At 60.7% G+C, this 3,060-nt stretch carries 6 protein-coding genes; 4 read left to right on the top strand and 2 right to left on the bottom strand.

The annotated features are described in order from the left end of the window. Positions 1 to 93 precede the first annotated feature (93 nt). Positions 94 to 387 carry an HgcAB-associated protein HgcC gene (gene hgcC / locus ACI94_RS00390; RefSeq protein ID WP_209727754.1) on the bottom strand — a complete coding sequence of 98 codons (294 nt, stop codon included), beginning with the start codon at positions 385 to 387 and terminating at the stop codon, positions 94 to 96. 289 nt (positions 388 to 676) lie between these two features. On the opposite strand from hgcC, the gene ACI94_RS00385 reads away from it, so the two are divergent. From ACI94_RS00385 to ACI94_RS00370, 4 genes are all read left to right on the top strand, one after another. Beyond that, entirely contained in the window at positions 677 to 862 is a 186-nt protein-coding gene (locus tag ACI94_RS00385; protein WP_209727709.1) for an antitoxin VapB family protein, read from the top strand. Beyond that, complete coding sequence (locus ACI94_RS00380; protein WP_209727708.1) at positions 859 to 1,152, top strand: hypothetical protein; 294 nt, start codon at positions 859 to 861, stop codon at positions 1,150 to 1,152. The genes ACI94_RS00385 and ACI94_RS00380 overlap by 4 nt, the downstream gene beginning before the upstream one ends. An 83-nt stretch (positions 1,153 to 1,235) precedes the next feature. Next, complete coding sequence (locus tag ACI94_RS00375) at positions 1,236 to 1,742, top strand: HEPN domain-containing protein (RefSeq protein WP_273258630.1); 507 nt, start codon at positions 1,236 to 1,238, stop codon at positions 1,740 to 1,742. Beyond that, entirely contained in the window at positions 1,742 to 2,029 is a 288-nt protein-coding gene (locus ACI94_RS00370; protein ID WP_209727753.1) for a nucleotidyltransferase domain-containing protein, read from the top strand. The genes ACI94_RS00375 and ACI94_RS00370 overlap by 1 nt, the downstream gene beginning before the upstream one ends. A gap of 2 nt (positions 2,030 to 2,031) precedes the next feature. Here the strand turns inward: ACI94_RS00370 and ACI94_RS00365 are convergent. Beyond that, on the bottom strand, positions 2,032 to 3,060 hold a 1,029-nt coding region (locus tag ACI94_RS00365), incomplete at its 5' end, for an NAD(P)/FAD-dependent oxidoreductase (RefSeq protein WP_286680954.1).

Genomic DNA, 3,060 nt, shown 5'->3' with positions numbered 1-3,060 from the left:
TCCCGGTGTTACAGCACCCGATACCGCACCCGCACCCTCCCTGCCGGGCGATCTCTCCATAGGTGCTCCGCACTTGTTTGTGTATATCTTCCTTCATCGCGATGACTCCTGATCGAGTTCCCTGTCTGCGATCTCCGCCGCCATGGGAGAGAGGAGTGCCGTCACCATGCCGTTGAGACAGCTCGCCTTGATCAGCGTGATGCAGCAGACATCGTCCTCCTTTCCCCAGAAGACGACGGCAAGCCGGTCGCCGGGAGCAATCCCGGCCCTTTCGCGGATGTCCTTCGGGAGGACCACCTGCCCTCGGGCATCGACGCTCACGACCGCCTCGATCGTGCAGGAGCCGGAACAGGAGGGCCGCCGCCCGTCCCCCGGAGCATCTTCCATGCAGCTCACGGAGCAGGGTTGCCGGCGAAAGTATATCAATATTATGAATTTTCAGAATTTTCAGAATATTCGATCGGACAGGAGGTGCGCAGCCCTTCGGCGAGAGGCCGGGCGGCAGGGTTTTAGCGTGCCCGCCTGCTAAGATGCTCTGCCGTCTACCCGCAGATGCCAGACGGAAGAACGTTCGGCGGAGAGCCTCTTTCCGTCCTGTGAACGGGGGCAACCCTGCCGGAGAATGCCCAATACACCGGCAACGTTTTTTGTGGGTAGCACGTATACCATGAATGCCATGAATGCCACAAAGCGCATTGTTGTCAAGGAAGAGATCTGGGCTGCCCTCTCCAGCATGCGAAGGCCGGGGATGACCTTTTCCGAACTGATAGAGGAGATGATCGAGCACGAGAAGAAGCGGCGGCTTGTAGAGGATATCAAGCGGATCCAGGAGAGCGAAGAACTCATGGAGATTCAGTTGTGACGTTCGCTGTTCTATTCAGGAGGTCGGCAGCCGATTTCCTGAACGCTCTGCCGGAGAAGTCGCAGCGCATCATCACGGCAAAACTTGCTATCCTACAGACAGATCCATATCCCGGTAGCGGGGGAGATAATGAACGGCTGGATACGGAGGGGATGGAAGTGTTCCGCCTCCATATAGGGCGATCCTTTACCGCGCTCTATATCATTCATACCGATTCCGACAGGAACTGGGTCGAGATCACCCATCTGATGACCATCGAGCAGGCACACAAACGCTATGGCAGACTCTGACCCCGAACGGCCATATTCACAGGTCTGGCTCCCGGGAATGAACTTGGGACGTACGGAACGATGAGTGGCCCGGGGCCAGTAGAGTGCCAGCACCGTTACTCCCTCTGCAGGGCACGGGGGCGGAGCGCGGCGCACTTATATCCCGGGAGCGACAAGAGTTTGATGATCACCAGGCCGAGACCATGGATGCGAACATGCGTGAAGCAGGGCGGTGGCTGCGCCAGGGGGAGAGGGATCTCATCAGCGCGAGGAACAGCTGCCGGTCCGGCGATTTTGAATGGGCATGCTTCCAGGCACAGCAGAGTGCAGAAAAATCCCTAAAGGCCCTGCTCTATGCCCGGGGATACCGGAGGATCCTGACGCATTCTGTCTACGAACTGATCAGGGAGATCGGCAAGTATGAACCCTCGTTCCTGGCGCTGAAGAGTGAGGCCAAGGCACTTGATGCCGCATATATAACAACCCGATATCCAGACAGCATCGTGGGGAACCTGACACCATCGGAGTACTACGACCAGGAGGATGCCGAAGAATGCATCGAGCATGCGGATTCGATCTGCAGTGCCGCGAGAGAAGCGCTCACCAGGTGATGGAACAGGTCCGGGTTCTCGCCCGCGAGATCCGGGCGCGCCGGCGTATCAGCGCCATCATCCTCTACGGGTCGTTCTCACGCGGGGACTTCCACGAGGAGAGCGACGTTGACCTGATTGTCGTCGGCGACTTCCCCGAGCGTCCCCATAAACGTGCAGCCTTCATCATCGGTCTCACCGACCTCCCGGTCGAACCGCTCTGCTACACCGACGAGGAATTCGCAGGCCTGATCCGGGAGGAGAACCCGTTCGTCCTCAATGCGTTGGCCGAAGGCACCCCGCTCTAGCCTCACCGGCAGACCACTGGCTCCTTGGTCGGTTTGCCCACGAGCTCCTCGAGGTACTCGTGCGCCTCAAGCGCCGCCTTCGCCCCGTCGCCGGCGGCGACGATGATCTGCTTGGCCTTGACGCAGGTCGCGTCTCCGGCTGCAAAGACCCCGGGAACGTTCGTGCGGCCGTTCTCATCGATGAGAATCTCGCCCCGCTCGTTCAACGCCACGAGATCCTTGAGGAACTCCGTATTCGGGGCAAACCCGATCGAGAGGAAGAGCCCCTCCACGTCAAGGTTCATCTCCTCCCCGGTCTCACGGTCGCGGACGGTGATCCCGGTCAGGGCCGCATCCCCGTGGAGCGCCGTCACCTCATGAGGGGAGAGGGTTCGTATCCCCGCCTCCTCTGCCCGGGAGAGGAAGATCTCATCGCACCGGAGAGCACCCCTGGCAATCAACGTCACGGAGCTTGCGAACTTCGTCATCTCGATCGCGGTCTGGAGCGCCGCATTCCCGCCGCCGACGACCGCCACCGGTTTATCGCGGTAGAGCGGGGCATGGCAGACGGCGCAGATCGAGATACCCTTCCCCATCAACCGGTCCTCACCGGGAAGCCCCAGCCGCCTCGGCTCCTTCCCGGGAGCGAGGATGAGCGTCCGGGAGCGATACTCAGTTCCTCCGGCCGTCCGGACGAGGAACGCCCCGTCCTCTTTTTTGACGCTCGTGACGCTGTCAAGTTCGAGATGGACGTCGAAACCCCGGGCCTGCTCCTCGAACTTCCGGATAAGTTCCTTGCCCGAGATCGTCGAAAATCCCATGTAGTTCTCGATTGCCCAGCTCCAGGCCGCCTGGCCGCCGATATTCTCCGCTACAAGAACGGTCTTCATGCGTTTTCGGGCGCAGTAGACCGCCGCGGTCAGTCCGGCCGGACCGCCGCCCACGATGGTCACGTCGCAGACGGTTGCCGCCGCCGGCGTCCCGAAGACCTCCTGGAGTCTCCTTGCATCGAACCCGACGATAACCTCATCGCCAAAGACCGTGACCGGCAC

It is taken from the genome of Methanoculleus sp. DTU007, assembly GCF_001512385.1.
Classification (GTDB): Archaea; Halobacteriota; Methanomicrobia; order Methanomicrobiales; family Methanoculleaceae; genus Methanoculleus; species Methanoculleus thermophilus.
Note: the sequence above shows the minus strand (reverse complement) of the source record. Positions and strands in the feature narration are given on the sequence as shown.

What these genes read in the sequence shown, in the direction of transcription:
- hgcC (WP_209727754.1), bottom strand. Translation starts at nt 387, where the DNA reads ATGGAAGATGCTCCGGGGGACGGGCGGCGGCCCTCCTGTTCCGGCTCC.
- ACI94_RS00385 (WP_209727709.1), top strand. Translation starts at nt 677, where the DNA reads ATGAATGCCACAAAGCGCATTGTTGTCAAGGAAGAGATCTGGGCTGCC.
- ACI94_RS00370 (WP_209727753.1), top strand. Translation starts at nt 1,742, where the DNA reads ATGGAACAGGTCCGGGTTCTCGCCCGCGAGATCCGGGCGCGCCGGCGT.